General features: G+C 38.8%; 18 protein-coding genes. 1 reads left to right on the top strand and 17 read right to left on the bottom strand.

Going from position 1 to position 17,511, the window contains the following annotated elements:
- Window positions 1–74 precede the first annotated feature (74 nt).
- Window positions 75–1,520 carry an RHS repeat-associated core domain-containing protein gene (locus Q4597_RS07655; protein WP_303405632.1) on the bottom strand — a complete coding sequence of 482 codons (1,446 nt, stop codon included), beginning with the start codon at window positions 1,518–1,520 and terminating at the stop codon, window positions 75–77.
- A gap of 510 nt (window positions 1,521–2,030) precedes the next feature.
- Between Q4597_RS07655 and Q4597_RS07650 the strand changes: the two genes are divergently transcribed.
- On the top strand, window positions 2,031–2,351 hold the full coding sequence (locus Q4597_RS07650; protein ID WP_303405630.1) for a hypothetical protein: 321 nt from the start codon (window positions 2,031–2,033) through the stop codon (window positions 2,349–2,351).
- A gap of 183 nt (window positions 2,352–2,534) precedes the next feature.
- On the opposite strand, the gene Q4597_RS07645 is transcribed toward Q4597_RS07650, so the two are convergent.
- From Q4597_RS07645 to Q4597_RS07570, 16 genes are all read right to left on the bottom strand, one after another.
- Window positions 2,535–2,813, bottom strand: a complete 279-nt coding sequence (locus tag Q4597_RS07645) for an immunity protein Tsi6 family protein (protein WP_303405629.1) — start codon at window positions 2,811–2,813, stop codon at window positions 2,535–2,537.
- A 348-nt stretch (window positions 2,814–3,161) separates the two neighbouring features.
- Window positions 3,162–3,668, bottom strand: a complete 507-nt coding sequence (locus tag Q4597_RS07640; protein WP_303405628.1) for a DUF6630 family protein — start codon at window positions 3,666–3,668, stop codon at window positions 3,162–3,164.
- Window positions 3,669–3,672: 4 nt separating this feature from the next.
- Window positions 3,673–4,404 carry a PoNe immunity protein domain-containing protein gene (locus Q4597_RS07635; protein ID WP_215439415.1) on the bottom strand — a complete coding sequence of 244 codons (732 nt, stop codon included), beginning with the start codon at window positions 4,402–4,404 and terminating at the stop codon, window positions 3,673–3,675.
- Window positions 4,405–4,417: 13 nt separating this feature from the next.
- On the bottom strand, window positions 4,418–4,612 hold the full coding sequence (locus tag Q4597_RS07630; RefSeq protein WP_303405627.1) for a hypothetical protein: 195 nt from the start codon (window positions 4,610–4,612) through the stop codon (window positions 4,418–4,420).
- A gap of 713 nt (window positions 4,613–5,325) precedes the next feature.
- Window positions 5,326–5,592: a NucA/NucB deoxyribonuclease domain-containing protein gene (locus tag Q4597_RS07625; protein ID WP_303406055.1), complete on the bottom strand. Its 267-nt coding sequence runs from the start codon at window positions 5,590–5,592 to the stop codon at window positions 5,326–5,328.
- Window positions 5,592–6,065, bottom strand: a complete 474-nt coding sequence (locus Q4597_RS07620) for a YrhA family protein (RefSeq protein WP_303405626.1) — start codon at window positions 6,063–6,065, stop codon at window positions 5,592–5,594. Before Q4597_RS07620 ends, Q4597_RS07625 begins: the two co-directional genes overlap by 1 nt.
- Window positions 6,066–6,076: 11 nt before the next feature.
- A complete protein-coding gene (locus Q4597_RS07615; protein ID WP_303405625.1) occupies window positions 6,077–7,195 on the bottom strand; it encodes a PAAR-like protein in 1,119 nt (372 codons plus the stop codon).
- Window positions 7,185–8,048, bottom strand: coding sequence for a hypothetical protein (locus Q4597_RS07610; RefSeq protein WP_303405624.1), 864 nt, complete (start codon window positions 8,046–8,048; stop codon window positions 7,185–7,187). The genes Q4597_RS07615 and Q4597_RS07610 overlap by 11 nt, the downstream gene beginning before the upstream one ends.
- Before the next feature lies 1 nt (window position 8,049).
- Window positions 8,050–8,310 (bottom strand): hypothetical protein, encoded by a 261-nt coding sequence (locus tag Q4597_RS07605; RefSeq protein WP_303405623.1) that lies wholly within the window; start codon window positions 8,308–8,310, stop codon window positions 8,050–8,052.
- Window positions 8,228–8,479, bottom strand: a complete 252-nt coding sequence (locus tag Q4597_RS07600; protein WP_303405622.1) for a hypothetical protein — start codon at window positions 8,477–8,479, stop codon at window positions 8,228–8,230. Before Q4597_RS07600 ends, Q4597_RS07605 begins: the two co-directional genes overlap by 83 nt.
- Before the next feature lie 264 nt (window positions 8,480–8,743).
- Window positions 8,744–9,286, bottom strand: a complete 543-nt coding sequence (locus Q4597_RS07595) for an SMI1/KNR4 family protein (protein ID WP_303405621.1) — start codon at window positions 9,284–9,286, stop codon at window positions 8,744–8,746.
- Window positions 9,287–9,779: 493 nt separating this feature from the next.
- A complete protein-coding gene (locus Q4597_RS07590; RefSeq protein WP_303405620.1) occupies window positions 9,780–10,229 on the bottom strand; it encodes an SMI1/KNR4 family protein in 450 nt (149 codons plus the stop codon).
- Window positions 10,230–10,241: 12 nt separating this feature from the next.
- Window positions 10,242–10,859, bottom strand: coding sequence for an RHS repeat-associated core domain-containing protein (locus Q4597_RS07585; RefSeq protein WP_303406054.1), 618 nt, complete (start codon window positions 10,857–10,859; stop codon window positions 10,242–10,244).
- A gap of 526 nt (window positions 10,860–11,385) precedes the next feature.
- Complete coding sequence (locus Q4597_RS07580; RefSeq protein ID WP_303405619.1) at window positions 11,386–11,850, bottom strand: SMI1/KNR4 family protein; 465 nt, start codon at window positions 11,848–11,850, stop codon at window positions 11,386–11,388.
- Between the two features lie 11 nt (window positions 11,851–11,861).
- Entirely contained in the window at window positions 11,862–16,013 is a 4,152-nt protein-coding gene (locus Q4597_RS07575; RefSeq protein ID WP_303405618.1) for a DUF6531 domain-containing protein, read from the bottom strand.
- Window positions 16,014–16,165: 152 nt separating this feature from the next.
- Window positions 16,166–17,500: a hypothetical protein gene (locus tag Q4597_RS07570; RefSeq protein WP_303405617.1), complete on the bottom strand. Its 1,335-nt coding sequence runs from the start codon at window positions 17,498–17,500 to the stop codon at window positions 16,166–16,168.
- Window positions 17,501–17,511 lie beyond the last annotated feature (11 nt).

Below are 17,511 nucleotides of genomic sequence, written 5' to 3'. Positions count from 1 at the left end.
AGAGTCTAATGACATTTTATTTTTCCTTTCTTTTTACTCTTTTTAGATATACCTTTTCCTTTTTTACTTACTCCTTATTTATTCTTAGCCCCATAATCATCATACTTATGCTGTAATTTATGGTTTGATTCTAAATTTAATTCTGAATACCTGTAATCATAACCTTTAGCACTTTCATAACCTCTAAAATGAGAACGATCGTAACCTGGTGGAACAGTCATTTTACTAAATGGCACACCTTTATTATGCTGTTGTTTGAACCAACCTCTAACATGACTAGGTTGTTTTGGGTCATTCATTATTCCTTTGTGTAGAGCAGCTTTTCCTGCATTAGATCTTGCTAAACCAAATGGGTCTACCCAAGAATTACTATCAAATACGTAAGCATAAAAGTTAGGCTCTCCACTTTCAAGCCCAATTGGATCCTGAGAGCAGTAAGTCCCAGTATCTGCCGAGTAATACCTAAACCTATTATAATACAGTCCAGTTTCTTGATCTTCATATTGTCCTTGATATCTAAACGGACAATCTTCCAAAGAACCTTCAACAAGTTTACGTACTTTTCCGTAAATATCATATTCAACCGCCCAAGTTTTTTCGCCTTGCGCGTTGTACATTTCAACGGGGGTGCCTAAGTAATCCGTGATGATACTAAAGTGTTCACCATCTACAATCTTGGCCGCAGGTTTAAAGGTACCTTCATCAAATACCCAGGTAATTAAATTCTCAACGGGTTCTTCTTTATCCTTTGTAAGCAGGCCCCATTCATCTACCATCCATTCTGGGCGGTCCTTTAAAGGGTACTTCCATTGATGTAGCGGTACGTTGCCGTCCCAAACAAAGCGCGTTATGCCGCTTCTCGACTTGGCCCGTGCCGGTATTACATTTTTAGCCGTACGCCTTGCTAGGGCGTCGTATTCAAATTCTACTCTTTCTCCATTGGTTTTGGTTACCGCTTGTAGCATACCATTGCCGTACCAATCGTATAACTCGGTTCCGCTAGGTGTCCGTTTCTCGGTCAGGTTACCTTCATCGTCATATTTAAAAGTGGTACGGCCATCTTTCAATATTTGTCCACCTGCACCATATTTACGGTCGCTTTTGCCTTGGCTTCTATAAAGGTTGCCCACTTCATCGGGCAGCTTATAGTCCATATCATTATTCTCGTACTTAGCAGAAGCCAAATTACCGAACTGGTCATGGGTGTAAGAGACTTGTCCTTTGGTCAACTGGTCTACCATTATCTTAAGCCGGTCGTTCACGCTCCAGTTATAGGTTCTGTGGCGCATTTCGCTTCGGGCACGGGTAACTTTTTGGCGTACGGGACGCCCGGCCTCGTCATATTCCATCTCGGCCCTTACTCCGCCCGGAAGTAGGCGTTCTATTTCCATGCCTACACTGTTGTAGGCAAAGTTGGCGGACCAGGTTCCCGCCTTTTTGTGTAAAGCGGAACTATTTACTTTACTCTCCTTAGCCGCTGCATCGGAGACTTGGGCGTTCATCGTTTCAATCTGGCCCATTTTGTTTCGCAATAGGTCTATTTCCGCGCCTAGACTACTTGTAATTTGTATTCGGTTGCCTAATTTATCATAGGTACTTTCAACAAGGTGCCCGTCTTGGTTTTCAGCAACAACTCTTCCGGCTTTGTCGCGGATAAGCTGTACGGTACTATTTTGGTTAACGGCTTCAATAAGATTGCCGTTACGGTCGTAACTATAAGTCTCCCATGTACCATCGCTGTGTTCGGCCCTAGTAATTCTACCATTGTTGTCATATTCATATTCGGTAAACTTGCCACCGCTAGCGCTCGTATTTTACGAGTGCCAATCCAGTTGCTTATTATTCTAAGAAACCAATTTCGTCAATTTTCAGAACTGTATGGAAATTTATAATGTTTCGTGATTTACTAGAACTCCAATGTATAAAAAATACAAGAGCTACCTAAATGTTTAGATAGCTCTTGGTTTGTTGTTTCTTACTCCGTACGGCACTCGTAAAATACGAGCGCTAGCAGGGGGGACTTTTTAGAGATGGGTAATGGCGTTGTTTCATCCGTAGAAGGTTCTAAGAATGTAACGTTCACTAGAATTCGGGCTAAAGAAATCATTTGTGGCGAGTTAGGTCAAGGAAGAGGGAATCCTACCTCTAACTCTCTAATATTCGCAGCTTTTGGTACTGCCGAAAACACCGGAAATAATAAAATAATAGATTGCCTTGTTTATGATTCCTGTAACCCGACCAATATCGTCTGGCCCGAACATAATTTTGAGGTAATAGATTATAGGGATGATATTGACTTTGAGCCAAGAAGCCCAATAGTTCTTAATTTTGATTGCGTAGCTGATGATTAGAAGAAGTAAAGTGATGCTGTAGGTTTTTCTTAGGCCATTCTTATAGGATGTCTCAACTTTAGTTCTTGTCTAAAAATACAAAAGCTATCTAAATGTTTAGATAGCTTAGTTTGTTGTTTCTTACGCTGTACGGCACTCGTTGCAAACGAGCGCTAGCGAGGGGAGTTTTCATAAAAATAAATTTTACAATCTATTTTTCTTCATTAAGGTTGTTATTTCTACTACTTCATAAATTAAGTTTGCAAATTTTTCATAATTAGATTCGAATTCTTTTACAGCAAAAATACCTATTGTCAAATCAGTTAGTCTTGTACGTTCTCCTTCATTTTTCAATGCTTCTAGAATATATTTTAACTGAATTCGGGTAGATACGATGGGTTCCCAATCAGAATTTCGGCTAAAAAGCTCTTCCGACATTTGAATCGCTTTCTCAACAGTTTCTATTGCTTTTAATTTATTCATTTCTTTTATTTTTTTGGAACAAAAACATCAATATTATCCGTAAAGTATTGTGTTCCTCCACCTGTTGTTTCAAATGAAGCGGACTTAACGGACCAAGTATCGATTATACCACCCGCTAGCGCTCGTATTTTATGAGTGCCGTTCCAGTTACTTATTATTCTAAGAAATGAATATCGTCAATTTTTAGTAGGGAATGATTACCTGCAAAGTTTCTTGTGTTACTATAATCTCATTATCTAAAAATATAAAAGCTATCTAAATGTTTAGATAGCTTTGTTTTAACTCTTGTTTGTTTCTTACTCAATACGGCACTCGTTGCAAACGAGTGCTAGTACTAAATTATAATACTTAGCTCTTTATTTTACCATAACCAGCCTCAATAGCCAATTGTTTTGCGACAGTCAAATCGGCTAGGGAAATAGTTGTTAATGGGTAACTGTCGCTATCGATATCCAACCAAATTAATTGCACCTTACTCGATTCAAGTTTCCGGTTCAGTTGTGGTATAAACTCCTCTACATCCTCGTCTATAAAAGGTTCTATTATTAATAGTTGTTTAGAAATTGAATCATAATCAGTGTGGCCCCTAAGTAATTGAAGTGCTGTCGAGACAAGTTCTTCTGGGTCATCTTTCCAATCCAGTTCTATTAAAAGGTCGCGTCTGGCCAAACCGTCTACCATGGCAAGCCAGGGAAGCTCGGGTACAGGTTTATCAATACCACGTTCTTGTAATACATTGGCAAATTGGCTCAAGTAGTTTAAAGGTTGGTTTTCGGCCAGCTGTACCTCCGATATTAAGGAGGTGTCCTCAGTTAGTAATTCTGCTAAGTCTAATAGGGAGCTAATTTTCTTCATTAGTCTAGTCTTTCCAATGTACCATATCGTATGGGTAGTATTGCTGGTCTTTTAGGCTACTATCGTCAAGACCGAGGATTTTTGCTATAGCACCTGCTTCCCAACACCAATAGCCTGTATGTATGTTCCATTTACTTTCGTGGGTCTTGATTTCTAGGTTTCTATACCATTCGCTAAGATACTTTTTTAATCTTTCAAGGGCTTTTGCTTTATCTTCTTGTGATAGGGTTACGATTTCAGAAATTCCCTTATAGGGTTTGTTCCAAAGGAATTTATCTGATTGTGGCCAATCAGGTTTTCTATGACGAATTAAAAAATCGATTAGATAATCGTTTACATTATCTCGTTCTACCAATCTAACTAATTTGTCGAATTTGGAATTTTCAATTTCTACTAAAATCCCTATAGATAAGGCGTTTACCATTTGAACGTAACCACTTTCAATTTCCCAAGAGTCAACTAGCTGCAAATTAAAAATTTCTACTAATTCAATAATTTCTTTTACAGGTTCACCAATTGAATATTTGGTGAGGAAAACATCAAAATATTTATCAGCAAAATCGTCTTTTATGGCCTTTATTATTTCTTTGTTGGGCCTAGGATAATTCTGTATGCCATTTTCTATATCCTTGGTTAGAGATATAATTCTCTCTTTATCTTCTTTAATAGTTTCGATTGAGTCATCGATTAATTCTTGATATCCTTCTCTTGTGTTTAGTGTATCTCTCAGGTTCATAATATGTTTAGGGTTATGGCCAATTGCCAATTATATTGCCAGCACTGTCTAACTGCTTTGTTGATACATTACCTGCTTTATCAACTCTACTTAGTACTTTTTCTACTTCTCCATTTTGCATTGCCCTGGAAATTTCCTTGGCTTTTTTAGGACCAACTTGATTTTGTAATCTCTTATAGTTATCACTCTTAATCCAATCATCAGACATTTGTTTACCACTTTTGGTTTTCCCTAAACCGGCAGTGTTGAACTTGGCTTCATCAATTACAAATTTAGGTGGTGGTGTGGCATTTTCATAGATACCATCAATACCTTTAACCCCCGCTAGCGCTCGTATCTTACGAGTGCCGTTCCAGTTGCTTATTATAAGAAACCAATATCGTCAATTTTCAGAACTGTATGGTAATTTATAATGTTTCGTGAGTTACTATAATTCTAATGTATTAAAAATACAAAAGCTATCTAAACATTTAGATAGCTCTTAGTCTGTTGTTTCTTACTCCGTACGGCACTCGTTGCAAACGAGCGCTAGCGGGGGATTCAAGTTCATTTGAACAATCTACGCAATAAAAATCACCCCCCACCATTTGCAAAAATAGGAAACCAATTTGAATCCCACCGTTTATCGTCTTTTAAAGCGTTATAGTCTAGGAAGGAATCTTCCAAAGGCATAAAATAAAATCCAGGAAAAAAATGAAAAAGTTCTAATTTATCTCCCTCTTTAACATCAGAACCTTGAGAATTTTTGTATAAAGCTTACAAATCATCAGGAATATTCATGCCTGTTTCTTTTTTAAACCTATATGCAAGTTGTCCGTCTGCTCCAGGAAGAAGAGTTCTAAGAACTATATCTCTATTGAGTTTTCTCAGCCAATTTTTTATATTAGTAAAAAATTATTTCATCCTAATCAATTATTTCAACTATAAATTCGTCTCCGTCTTGAATATTATTTTTTTGTAAAAGCTTGACATGGTCCCCCCTTGAATGTTCTGCTCGCTTGCAGGTACGGACTTTACGTTTGCTCCAGCGCCACCTTGCTTGGAAGACGCGAATGGATATTCATCTAAAGAATTACCGGCTTTTGCTTTCTCGGCATTTTTCATTGCTGCTTTTTTATTTTTTTTTATTGCAGCCTTATCAGTTTCTCTAGCAAGCTTACTGGGTTTTCCTAGATTAAATAAATCTATTACTCTACAAAGCGTCCAAGAAAACTTTCAAGAATTTTTTGGAAGAAGTCTTTTGAATTAAGAGTTTGATAAACAATAACATCGAGACTATCTTTAGGGACTACATAAAATTTTGAATCTTCCAGACTTTGAAAGAACAGGTACATATCAGATTCAGCATATACTAGAAAGGATTTTTTATACTCGTCCTCGTGCCAAATTTCATTAGCTTCAAAAAAACCATCAATAAACCTGTCATCATACCCGACAATTTTAGTTGTTTCTGTCGCATATAAAACTGTCCCGTCATAATCTATTCCGTTAGTAATTTCAAGAATATCTAGATAAATAGGACTCAGGTTGAAATTAAAAGATTCTAGTATTTTTAATTTTAATTTATGAGTATTTTCTATTTCGGCAGGTGGTTGCAGATTTTCTCCATATTCTTTTTGTTCATTTTTAATTTCTACAATCAACTCTTTAATAATTTCCATTATTTATTTTTTTATGGGTATACTGACCCTTCCATAGTATACCAATTAACGTTTCTTGTATCACCCGCAGTCATTCCTCTTGTAACAGCATTTTGATGATTTGTTAGCGCTTTGTGATAAGGGTCGTTTTTGATTAAAACAAGATTATCAATTTCGTTAGTGCCACCGTCATCTAATGGATACTTATGGTGTACTTGATAATCTTTTGGTACTTTTCCATTTTTTATTTTAGCTATGTCTATATCTGAGAAACCTTTATTTCTAAGTAAATCTTCATTCTTTCCTAAATCTTCTAAGAATTCTTTTCTCGCTTTACTATTAAAAGCTTTTCTAAGATCGGCTACTTCATCGGCACTTCTCTTTACATAGTTAAAAATACTTTTTTGAATATTAGGAAGACTAACAACCTTGCCTTTTAACATAGGCTCCAAACCTTCTCCGAATACTTCAACAAGTTCATCTCCAGCCTTACCCGCCTTCCACATTCTAAATCCTTTCTCCAGCACCTTCCCAGCACCCAAAAATAAGAAACCTAGTGCAACTTCCTTAAAAAGAGCTTCTTCATCGCCATCTTGGGAGTAGTCGTACAATGCTTTTACGGTTAAAAGACACCCTGCCACTTCCAATGCGGCAACGGTTACGGCTATACCCGTTGCCAATGCTCCCGAAGCCGCTGCTACGGCCCCAATGGCGGCAATGGCCATTCCACCTGTAACTACAATGAGTGCTACGGCAGCCACCACAAGTACTACTTTTCCTAAAGTCTCCCAAAAGCTGGATTCCTCTTCGGCACAGGCAGCTGTGGCTTCTTCCAAAGAGTAAAAGATTTCTATTTTTCCGCCAACACCGCACGGCAATACCGAGTCTTCCAACAAAGGGTTAAAGAGGCCTACGAAGATGCCATCTTCAAAACCGTCCCACATGATAGGTGCGGGTACACATGCACTGCTGGTAACGGTACAAACCCCCATGGGCTGTACGTTTACCATAGGAACCATGTCTCCTGTATTAGCTACGGGCTCGTCAAACAAGAAAGTGTTGTTATTGTTCGTAATTTTAAACTCTACCGGAACCGTACCTTTATCACAGGCCAAATAGGTGCCTTGCGGAACATATTTTTTATTCGCCATGTGTATCTTTTTCTAGTTCAATGATGTCTTGTTTGCTTTCGGTCATATAAAAACCGGGAATTTTCACCTTTACTTGCTGTGAACCCTTTGTAAGCCAATGGTCTCGACTGAACTCCAACCGTTCTTTATAGTCTACTTGAAGCTCCACCTTCATGTCTATTTTATCCTTAAGTGTGCGTATGAACTTGGTCAGTTCCTTGGCATCTAACTTCTCTTCATCAACGGTTCCAATACCTTCTATAACTATGGGGTCCTTGGCGTTGCCCGGTGAAATTAACTTATATTCTATTTTTAAAGGTAAAGGCTGGGTGACCAAAAATTTAGCAAGCTGCCGCTTTACTATGGTTTCAGAATTAGAACTATAGGTTCTGTATAATCCCGGAAATAAAAAGTAAAGTGCGCCTTGGTTCGCTACTTCCTTTTCAAAACTGCCATTGGTAAGGTTTTCTTCTACAATGGCGATGGTTTTGTTTATTTGCTCACGAGTATCTTTGTTGGCTTCTTTTTTCCATTGTTTTCGAACTTTGTTCCATTTTTCGATTACGGTTGGCTTGTTATATATTTTTTTGAAACTTCCATTTCCATCGGTACCCACAGTAATCTCATGTAATAAAGTATTCATTTCTCGGTTAAGCTTCTCCGTAGCACTCCCTTTCCCAAATTTTTCGGAAATTGTTTTTACATCAAAAACGAGTCCCTTACCAGATATGTTGGGCTGTTTGTAGGTTTTTTGTAAAACGGCTTCAGATGAGTTTTTCATCATCATATCCTTAGTTGCTACAATGGATTTTGCTGTATGACGGTAGTTTTTATGCTGTAGGGCATAAGGGTTTATCTGCAGTTCTACCTCCATCTTAACCTTTATTTACATGAACTTCACCACCGGTAAGTTTACTTGTAGACTTGCCATGCATGGCTAGCTCGTTTCCAGAAAGGATATCCACTTTTTTGTTTCCAACAATATTGGTGGTGGTCTTCGCTTTGATTTTGACCTCTGCTTCCGTACTTCGAAAATCTACATTTTCTTTACCACTAATTTGAACCGTAGCTTCCGTACTGTGCATACCAATTGCATCTTTGGCGCCAATGGCAATAGTAGATTCTTCTGACTTCATCGTCAATGCCTTTTTTAGCCTTAATATCAATAGTATCGGCATTTAAAGATAAATTCCCGGGAGCGGTAATACTAATGCTACTGTCTTTGGTATTCAAGAAAATCTTGTTGCTGTTTTTGTCCGTTATGGTAATGCTTTCCTCGCCCTCCGTATCGTTAAGCTCAATCAAGTGTCCACTGCGGGTCTTGATAGCTTTAATGTTGTTGTCCGGATCATCAAAGCCCCCCCGCTAGCGCTCGTATTTTACGAGTGCCGTTCCAGTTACTTATTATTCTAAGAAATGAATATCGTCAATTTTTAGTAGGGAATGATTACCTGCAAAGTTTCTTGTGTTACTATAATCTCATTGTCTAAAAATACAAAAGCTATCTAAATGTTTAGATAGCTTAGTTTGCTGTTTCTTACGCTGAACGGCACTCGTTGCAAACGAGCGCTAGCGGGGATTAATATTAATGGGGTCAAAGGTAGCTGGTAAAGAACTTTCAGTGAAAGGTAAAATTTCTTTAAACTTATTTTTAGATGTTAGCTTTTCAAAGAAATCGTATAAGTTTTTCCCTGTTTTAGTAAAGCCCAAACCTTTGAAATCTGTTATATAAATATCAAATTCCTCAGAGTTTTCACTTTCTATGTCCCAAAAAAGATAATGTCCGTTTTCACTCATGGCAAATGGAATCAAATCTTTTAATTTTTTATATGATAAGTCCGGTTCCATGTCGAACCAGAGTTCGTCTTCGTTGTCAAGAACGTCTTGATAAGTGCCAATGATTTCCTGACTTCTTATAAAAAAAGAATCGGGATAATTTTCCATTGGAACATAAATTATAAATAGGTCGCATGATAGACCGTAACCATAATTTTCTACAAAATTTATATAAGACTGTGGAAATTTTCTACCATTAAAAAAAGTATGGCTATGTAGCAATTCTATGCTACCCAGAGTTAATTTGTCCCTTACTTTCTTTAAATTGTAACTCATATTATTTGCAACAAAATGTATTTTACCTTAACCCGTTTTATTCTAAGAATCCAATATCGTCAATTTTCAGAACTGTATGGTAATTAAAAATGTTTCGTGAGTTACTATAATTCCAATGTATTAAAAATACAAAAGCTATCTAAATGTTTAGATAGCTTTGTTTATAGTTTATTCTTACTCTATACGGCACTCGTTGCAAACGAGCGCTAGCGGGGGGATTTTTAAACTTGTACTTTCTGCTCATTGTCTAAAAATACAAAAGCTATCTAAATGTTTAGATAGCTCTCAGTTTGTTCTTTCTTACTCCGTACGGCACTCGTTGCAAACGAGCGCTAGCGGGGGGTACTATAATTCCAATGTATAAAAAATACAAAAGCTATCTAAAATGTTTAAATAGCTCTCAGTTTGTTGTTTCTTACTCCGTACGGCACTCGTTAGAAACGAGCGCTAGCGGGGGGACTTCTTAATTCTTTATGCCTTACTCAATACTTTACTAAACATCTTCTTCCTCTTTTTCTTCAAGATTGTCTACAAAGTATTGAAAATTATCTGCTATTTTTCTTATTGCTCCTTCTACTTCCATTGGATTACCTAAATCCATATACACAATATAAACTTCTCCTGTATCAGTATTGATGCATATTTGATTCCCTCCTAAATCATCAGCAAAAGGAATAAAGTTATTTGGAATAGCTTTTTTGTTTATAAAATTTGAGTAAGCTTCTTCTATAGTCCAATCATCGTCACTTTTTTTAAAGGAAAAAAAACTATTGACCCATATATAAGCTTGATAATCTTCCATTAAATAGTGTTCATTAACAGGAGAACCACCATTATATTTTAAATAATGTTCTTTCAGTTCTATAGGAAATGATAAACCTATCTCTTTTTCTATTTCTTCTAATTCTACGTTCGATATTGGATTTGAACAATTTAAAAACATATTCTTGAATTTTTAACCGCAGGATATTTTCGTTGGTTTTTTTCTCCAACCTTGTTCATAAGCCTTCATTTTAGATTCATAAGTATCATATTCTACTCCAAAATGGTCTGAAAATTGTCCAGCAGAACCTTTATGCGGAATAGTAGCTTTATGAGCTTTAGTTGTAACCAACTCCATAGTAGATGTTCCCGTTACTGGATCAAAGTCATGCACATGATGCCAAGTATACTTACCTTGCGCTTTAGCTTCAGCCCTTGTAATACCAGCTTCTTTAAAAGCACGTGTAAAATCAGCATCTCTATCACCAGTAAGGACAATTTGGACTATATTTTTTTGATTACCTGTTGTAGGAAATAAATCTGGACTTCCTGCAAAACTTACATCCGTTGGAATGGGCATTAAGCCTAAAGAGTCAACCCAACTATTACTATCATTGACATAGCTATAAAAATTAGGCTCTCCAGAATGTAACCCTATTGGGTCTTGACTCAAATAAGTTCCTGTGTCAGCAGCATAATACCTAAACCTGTTATAATACAACCCAGTCTCCGCATCCTCATACTGCCCTTGATATCTAAAAGGACAATCATCAACATCACCTTCAACAAGTTTACGTACTTTTCCGTAAATATCATATTCAACCGCCCAAGTTTTTTCGCCTTGTGAATGCCACGCGCCAGCTGGCTAGTTCGCTAAAAATGTCCACAGGACATTTTCTTAACGCTCCTCCCTATTTCAACGGGGGTACCCAAGTAATCTGTGATGATACTAAAGTGTTCGCCATCTACAATCTTGGCGGCAGGTTTTTCCCCGCGCACCATCTCGCCCCTCACTAAAATAGCCCACCGGGCTATTTCTTAACGTTCGGTCGCATCAAATACCCAGGTAATTAAATTCTCAACGGGTTCTTCTTTATCCTTTGTAAGCATGCCCCATTCATCTAACATCCATTCCGGACGGTCTTTTAAAGGGTACTTCCATTCATGTAGCGGTACGTTTCCGTCCCAAACAAAGCGGGCAATCTTGCCTTGCCAAAAAATACAAGAGCTATCTAAATGTTTAGATAGCTCTTATATTGTTTCTTACTCAGTATGGCACTCGTTGCAAACGAGCGCTAGCGGGGAGCTTTTCATATTTAATTATTATTCACCTTTAGCTATACATCTTCTTCTTCTTCACCTTCTTCTTCAAGATTATCTATGAAATTTTGAAAATCAGCAGCTATTTTTCTTATAGCGTCTGGGTTATCCATTGGGTTACCTAAATCCATATAAACAACATAAATTTCCTTTGTGTCTATGTCGATACAAACTTGATTTCCCCCATAATCAGCAGCAAAAGGAATGAAATTTTTTGGTATGGTATTTTTGCTGACAAAATTTAAGTATGATTTTTCAATCGTCCAATTTTTAGTCTTTTCGTTTTCATATTTTAAAGGAATAAAACTGTTAATCCATAGGAAAACTCCGTACTCTTCCATATAAAAGTATGGATTATCAGGAATCCCTCCATTAAAATTTAAATAGTGATTTTTAAAATCTAAAGGAAATTTAATATTCAAATTATATTCTATTTCTAATATTTCTTCCTCAGTTATTGGTTTAGCTGTAGTTCTGAACATTTCATCAATTATTAATTACAAACCTTTACTTTAGGTTTTCTCTTTTTAGGTTTTTTTCTCCAACCTTGTTCATAAGCTTTCATCTTTGCTTCATAAGTATCATATTTAACTCCAAAATAATCTGCAAATTGACCCGCCGATCCCTTATGTGGTATTTTTGATTTATGCGCTTCAGTAGTTACTAATTCCATTGTTGAAGTGCCTGTTGTTGGGTCGAAATCATGAACATGATGCCAAGTGTAATCTCCAGCGTCGCCGGAATTTATCCCTGCTTCCTTAAAAGCTCTAGTAAAATCAGAGCTCCTATCACCAGTAAGGACAATTTGGACTATATTTTTTTGATTACCTGTTGTTGGAAATAAATCTGGACTTCCTGCAAAGCTTACATCCGTTGGAATGGGCATTAAGCCTAAAGAGTCAACCCAACTATTACTATCATTGACATAGCTATAAAAGTTAGGTTCTCCTGAACTAAGTCCAATTGGATCTTGACTTATGTAGGTTCCCGTGGAACTATCGTAGTAACGGAACCTGTTATAATACAATCCAGTTTCACAATCCTCATACTGCCCTTGATAGCGAAAAGGACAATCACCAACATCACCTTCAACAAGTTTACGAACTTTTCCGTAAATATCATACTCCACTGCCCAAGTTCTTGCGCCCTGAGCGTTGTACATTTCAATGGGGGTGCCCAAGTAATCCGTGATGATACTAAAGTGTTCACCATCTACAATCTTGGCGGCAGGTTTAAAGGTGCCTTCATCAAATACCCAGGTAATTAAATTCTTAACTGGTTCTTCTTTATCCTTTGTAAGCATGCCCCATTCATCTACCATCCATTCTGGGCGGTCCTTTAAAGGGTACTTCCATTCATGTAGCGGTACGTTGCCGTCCCAAACAAAGCGCGTTATGCCACTTCTCGACTTGGCCCGTGCCGGTATTACATTTTTAGCCGTACGCCTTGCTAGGGCGTCGTATTCAAATTCTACTCTTTCTCCATTGGTTTTGGTTACCGCTTGTAGCATACCATTGCCGTACCAATCGTATACTTCGGTTCCGCTAGGTGTCCGTTTCTCGGTCAGGTTACCTTCATCGTCATATTTAAAAGTGGTACGGCCATCTTTCAATAATTGTCCACCTGCACCATATTTACGGTCGCTTTTACTTTGGCTTCTATAAAGGTTGCCCACTTCATCGGGCAACTTATAGTCCATATCATTATTCTCGTACTTGGCAGAGGCCAAATTACCGAACTGGTCATGGGTGTAAGAGACTTGTCCTTTGGTCAACTGGTCTACCATTATCTTAAGCCGGTCGTTCACGCTCCAGTTATAGGTTCTGTGGCGCATTTCGCTTCGGGCACGGGTAACTTTTTGGCGTACGGGACGCCCGGCCTCGTCATATTCCATCTCGGCCCTTACTCCGCCCGGAAGTAGGCGTTCTATTTCCATGCCTACACTGTTGTAGGCAAAGTTGGCGGACCAGGTTCCCGCCTTTTTGTGTAAGACGGAACCATTTTCTTTGCTGTCCTCAGCCGCTGCATCGGAGACTTGGGCGTTCATCGTTTCAATCTGGCCCATTTTGTTTCGCAATAGGTCTATTTCCGCGCCTAGACTACTTGTAATTTGTATTCGGTTGCCTAATTTATCATAGGTACTTTCAACAAGGTGCCCGTCTTGGTTTTCGGCAACAACTCTTCCGGCATTGTCGCGGATGAGTTGTACGGTACTATTTTGGTTAACGGCTTCAATAAGATTGCCGTTACGGTCGTAACTATAAGTCTCCCATGTACCATCGCTGTGTTCGGCCCTAGTAATTCTACCATTGTTGTCATATTCATATTCGGTAAACTTGCCACCGGGGCGGTTTACCCGGTATACTTTACCTGCCCGATCGCGTTGGTACATGCGGGTAAGGCCATCAAAACCGGTTTCGGTAATAATCTCCCCATTGGGGTTGCGTTTAAAGCGGTAGCGCTCTCCGTGCTCGTTATCTATGTAACTTAGTTGTTCTTCCGTATCATAATTAAAGAATACTTTTCTCCCACGTTCTTCCCTCATTTTGAGGCTTCCCATAGGGGTGTATTCGAACTTTACTTTTCCGTTTTTTTGATGTAGCTCTGTAACCTCGTCATAAGCGTTGTATTTAAACTGTACGGCATTATTATCGGCTTCTACCACTTGCTTTAGCCGATCTAGCTCGTCATAATCAAAATTCTGTTCGTGTCCGGCGGCATTTTTGGTTTTATGACAACGGCCCCAAGCATCGTACTTCCAAGTGGCTGCTGCTTTGTTGGGCAGCACCATTTTAGAAAGGTTAAAGTCTTTATCGTAGGCTAGGGAAGAAGTGTTACCAGCATTGTCACGTACCTCGTTTATAAGCCCGTGTTCGTTATAATCAAAAGAGGTTACCCCGCCATCAGCGGAAATAATAGCATGTAGGCGGTCTTCTTTAAAGGTGCGTACCGTAGAACCGCCAATAGGTGGTTTTGTCAGTACCAAACGGTCTTTCTCATCGTACACAAAAGTGGTTACAGCGCCATCCGGACTGTGCAGCCCCACCAAGTTTCCACGTTCATCATAGCTGTATCCGGTAATATTACCTTCTTCATCTATATCTCTGTATGGTTCCATAAATGGGGTGTATTCATGAAAGATGTGCCCGCCCATTGGATCGGTGACCTGCGTACAGAGATTCAAGTCATTAAAGTAATAAATACTTGTTTCACCAAGTGAGTTGGTAATGATATTTCTACCCTTGCCATATTCCAAAGTTCCGGAAAGTATATCCCCGTCGCCACGGGTGGCAATACATTTGGCACCTGTTTTTTTACCATCATATTCCCAATAGAAGGCCTGCCCGTTACGGTCGGTCTTTTTAACCATTAAATGGTTTTCATATTCCATTGTAGTATACTGGTCTAAAGCATCGCCAATTCCTATAAGGTCACCTTCTTTATTGTATCTATAAGAGACCAATTTTCTGTATTGACCACGGTGTTCGGCAGAAATTTCGGTAATTCGGTTTTTATTGTCCAACCGCATCTCTACAGTTCTGCCAACACTATCAATTATTCGGGTAAGCGCATTACTTGCGTTATATTCCAGTTGCAATTTAAAGCCGTCAGGATTTCTTATTTCCGTAGGCTTGAATAAGGCGGGAGTACGTTTGCTATAGACATAGGTAAGTTGCTCTTCATGATTTTCTATTTCATAGGTGTTTCGGTCTATGTAGGTAAGTGTAAGCTTTTCACTACGGTGATAATATTGTTCTCCGGGTATTGCTAATATTGGCATAACTGTAATCCGGCCATCTTCTAAGCGCAATACGGAAGCATCTTCTTTTTCGTCTATGTGGAGGGCTAAATCATAATTTGAATGAAAACCATGCCCCATTAACCCTTCGTACTTTGAATCTGAATACCAGTTGCGTTCCCATGTTATTGGGATAGGTCCCGTAAGACTAAAATCCTCTCCATCATACACCATGCGTCCGGTTACCAGGTCTACGGGTTCAAAGCCCATTTTACAAAGCTTTTTGCTTAAACCTTCGGTTGCCGGGAAATTTTTAAAGACAGAATGGTTCAGTTTTTTAAGGCCTTTGCCCAAACCTTTACCCACCCCTTTCATAAGGGCACCAAAACCGAAACTCATTGCCAGTCCTGTTAACATACCCAAAAGATCGGGTGCATAAGGCCCACCCACCATAACCGGTTGGCCCATGGGTAAGGGAATGGTCATTGATGACGGAAGATACATGCTGGGTATGGGCTTCAATTTTTTTCCTGGAGCCAACGTTAAGGGCAGGCCAATATCATTACAGGTCATTAGCATATGGCCAGATGGAGAAAAATAGTTACCCTCCGTACTTACCGTAGTACTACCAAAAAAGTTAACGGAATCATGGCCGATCATGGGAGCCATTAAAAATGGCCCTCCCATTGGAATATGAAAATAAGTGCCCAAAATACCTGCTGTTTGGCTATTGCCTTTAGGAACACTGTTTACGTTTACCGTAGATCCAATAAAGGGAATATAGTCCATTGGGTCCATTACCATTCCGATAAAGGGATGGGGCAGGGGCGTAGGAACACCGAATAAAATAATGATGTGAATATCTATTCCTAAAACCGGTGTAAAATGTTTGTTGGCCAGTAGCATTTTCTATGGGCTTAATCGTTAGTTAAAACTGTTATACTGATCGGGCATTTGCTCCTAAAACTATCAGAATTGCAAAAGCTGTTCATTAATGAAATAATCTTGGCCTTGCACTAAAAGCAATAGCCGTATGATAAAATTCGTATGACCCTTCATTAGGCAGAAACACTTGATTTAAGGTTATGTTCCTGCATTTCCAATTGTTCTTTCCAATTTTTGTCCTCCAGTTCTGTCATGAAGGAATCTATTTGTTTTTGGACCTTTGGGTCTGAGAGCGAATGATGTTCCAAGGCTATATGACCTATGGGACTTGTTTTTAACGCTTCGGGAGTAAGGGTTTGCGCAAAGTTGTAAGCTTTAGCCACTATTTCCCGATAACGTAACGTATTCTTCTTCTTTACTAGCGTATAGGCGGTCATGTAGGCGGTTAATGCTTGTTGCGCCATTTTAAAAGATATGGCCAATTCAGCCTGCTGGCAAAATAAATCTGCCGCTTTCTCAACTTCCTTTTGGTGCTGTTTGCTGGCCGCCATAAAACCATAAGTCTGCAAAAGTATGGGCTTTACGGAATCATCCCCCGATGAGAAGGCCTGCTTGGCTATGGTCTGAGCTCTTTTCAACAATTTGTCAATTGTATCAAACTCCTTAAAATTGAATAACATGCCAGCATAAACGGTATGTGCCGTTGCAAACGAGGCTTTATTTCCTGTTTTTTGGGTGACCTCAATTCCCTTTTCGCCCCACTGGTGGAGGCGTTTTCTGTTGTTTTTTGCTGCACTATTGCCCATTTCGAGCATGCACTCCCTAAATTGTACTTCCGGGTCGTTTGGGTCACCGGAAAGGGCTAGTTTTTTGGTAGCAGCCTCTAGGTCCAGATCAACCATGAGCGATTTTGCTATATCCTTATGCTTTATTTGTATGGGTTCAAAATAATTTTCAGGACTGTGGTCAAAAACCATTAATCGAACATTATTGGGTAAACCGCTAGTAAGAATTGTATTCATCCATTCTCTGTAGTCTTCTATTGATTGTACCGTATAGGGTAGTAACGAAAGAACTAAATGCTGTCTGGAATTGGGCAACGACTTTTGAAAATTTTCTAGCAGTTCGATTAAGAGTAAGTCAAAATTGACATCATCTTTCTGAAGTTGGTTTTGAAAATAATCCTTGTTCCAGGTCAATTTCAATTCTCCTGTTCTTATCTGTTCCTGAACTTTTTCATCCTTTTCATAATTGTCCAACCAATCTTTTAAGAGCGCTTTGCTATATGACTTGCTGTCTTCAAAAGGACTAAGAAGTACAATGGGAATATCGGGAATAGCCCCATGTGAAGTTGATTCCAAACGAAGAAACCCCTCGTACAATCGGGCATGGTCAGGTTTAATAATCCACCGCACCCATTGAATATGTTCGTGTGGACTTACCTCTGAAATCCATTTCTGTTGGATCCGGGTTACCAATTGTGCTACCGGATTATGCTCGTTATTCATAATTCCAGGTA

The sequence above is a fragment of the Zobellia sp. 1_MG-2023 genome (assembly GCF_030549125.1).
GTDB classification, from domain to species: Bacteria; Bacteroidota; Bacteroidia; order Flavobacteriales; family Flavobacteriaceae; genus Zobellia; species Zobellia russellii.
The sequence above is the reverse complement of the archived record's forward strand: the minus strand, read 5'-3'. Positions and strand labels throughout refer to the sequence as shown.

Coding starts and splice junctions, on each gene's coding strand:
- Q4597_RS07575 (WP_303405618.1), bottom strand. CDS start 16,013: ATGCTACTGGCCAACAAACATTTTACACCGGTTTTAGGAATAGATATT.
- Q4597_RS07615 (WP_303405625.1), bottom strand. CDS start 7,195: ATGGCGAATAAAAAATATGTTCCGCAAGGCACCTATTTGGCCTGTGAT.
- Q4597_RS07605 (WP_303405623.1), bottom strand. CDS start 8,310: ATGAAGTCAGAAGAATCTACTATTGCCATTGGCGCCAAAGATGCAATT.
- Q4597_RS07595 (WP_303405621.1), bottom strand. CDS start 9,286: ATGAGTTACAATTTAAAGAAAGTAAGGGACAAATTAACTCTGGGTAGC.
- Q4597_RS07630 (WP_303405627.1), bottom strand. CDS start 4,612: ATGTCTGATGATTGGATTAAGAGTGATAACTATAAGAGATTACAAAAT.
- Q4597_RS07610 (WP_303405624.1), bottom strand. CDS start 8,048: ATGGAGGTAGAACTGCAGATAAACCCTTATGCCCTACAGCATAAAAAC.
- Q4597_RS07620 (WP_303405626.1), bottom strand. CDS start 6,065: ATGGAAATTATTAAAGAGTTGATTGTAGAAATTAAAAATGAACAAAAA.
- Q4597_RS07650 (WP_303405630.1), top strand. CDS start 2,031: ATGGGTAATGGCGTTGTTTCATCCGTAGAAGGTTCTAAGAATGTAACG.
- Q4597_RS07590 (WP_303405620.1), bottom strand. CDS start 10,229: ATGTTTTTAAATTGTTCAAATCCAATATCGAACGTAGAATTAGAAGAA.
- Q4597_RS07640 (WP_303405628.1), bottom strand. CDS start 3,668: ATGAAGAAAATTAGCTCCCTATTAGACTTAGCAGAATTACTAACTGAG.
- Q4597_RS07570 (WP_303405617.1), bottom strand. CDS start 17,500: ATGAATAACGAGCATAATCCGGTAGCACAATTGGTAACCCGGATCCAA.
- Q4597_RS07635 (WP_215439415.1), bottom strand. CDS start 4,404: ATGAACCTGAGAGATACACTAAACACAAGAGAAGGATATCAAGAATTA.
- Q4597_RS07655 (WP_303405632.1), bottom strand. CDS start 1,520: ATGGGCCAGATTGAAACGATGAACGCCCAAGTCTCCGATGCAGCGGCT.
- Q4597_RS07580 (WP_303405619.1), bottom strand. CDS start 11,850: ATGTTCAGAACTACAGCTAAACCAATAACTGAGGAAGAAATATTAGAA.
- Q4597_RS07645 (WP_303405629.1), bottom strand. CDS start 2,813: ATGAATAAATTAAAAGCAATAGAAACTGTTGAGAAAGCGATTCAAATG.